The organism is Sphingobium chlorophenolicum, assembly GCF_000722875.1.
Classification (GTDB): Bacteria; Pseudomonadota; Alphaproteobacteria; order Sphingomonadales; family Sphingomonadaceae; genus Sphingobium; species Sphingobium chlorophenolicum.
The window spans coordinates 1-1,078 of sequence record NZ_JFHR01000126.1 but is presented as its reverse complement, the minus strand read 5'-3'; the positions used below and the strand labels follow the sequence as shown (position 1 = coordinate 1,078).

The window sequence follows — 1,078 nt, the reverse complement described above, 5'->3', positions numbered from 1 at the left end:
GCAGCTTCGCGAGGCGTGTCCATCAGGCCGATCGCGCCCAGGTCGCGGTCCCCCTTGCGGACCACCATTGTCGTGCGGCCGTTCTCGCGCAGCTTCGCGATTGCGTCCTGCGCGCCCTGCCCCAGCGCCGGAATGCCCTCACTCCCGAACATCTCGGCCTTGCCGATCCAGACCGTCTCGCCATCCACGCTCGCGGTGACGCCCCGACCGGTCAGGCTCTTGAGGTCGCCGGCAGTCGGCACGGCACGATCGTTCAGTCGTTCGCGGCCGTCCTTGACGATCGCTTGGGCCAGAGGATGGTCGCTCAACGCTTCGACGGCGACGGCCAGCACCAGCAGCTCGCCTTCATCGGCGCCATCGACGGGCACGACATCGGTGATGCGCGGACGACCTTCGGTCAGCGTGCCCGTCTTGTCGAAAGCGATCGCCTTGAGCGACCCGAGGTTTTCGAGCGGTGCACCGCCCTTCACGAGCACGCCGCCCCGCGCTGCACGGGCAACGCCAGACAGGACAGCGCTCGGCGTTGCAATGGCGAGCGCGCACGGGCTTGCCGCCACCAGCACCGCCATCGCGCGATAGAAGCTGTCGCGGAACGGCTCGTCGACGACCACCCATGCGAAGAGCAGGAGCACCGACAGGATCAGGACAGCAGGCACGAAGATCCGCTCAAACCGATCGGTGAAGCGCTGCGTCGGCGACTTCTGCGTCTCCGCTTCGCTCACCATCTTCACGACCTTGGCGAGCGCGCTTTCATTGGAACGGCGTGTGACCTCGATCTCGATCGCGCCGCCACCGTTGATCGTACCGGCAAAAACCCGGCTTTCCGCGTCCACTGCATCAGGCTTTGCCCGCGCCGCTGCGGCATCGGCGACCGGCACCTTGTCGACCGGGATGCTTTCACCCGTCACCGGGGCCTGGTTGATCGCGCTGGTGCCCTTGGTGACGAAGCCGTCAGCAGGCAGGCGCTCGTTCGGGCGGACGATGGCAATGTCCCCGACGACCATCTGCTCGACCGGGATTTCGCTGGTCTGCCCGCCGCGTCGCACGGTCGCGGTTTCGGGCGCGAGCTTCGCCAGCG

The 1,078-nt window shown here is 67.4% G+C and carries 1 protein-coding gene; it reads right to left on the bottom strand.

Going from position 1 to position 1,078, the window contains the following annotated elements; all coding sequences use genetic code 11:
- On the bottom strand, positions 1 to 1,078 hold a 1,078-nt coding region (locus tag BV95_RS22535; RefSeq protein WP_037457607.1), incomplete at both ends, for an HAD-IC family P-type ATPase.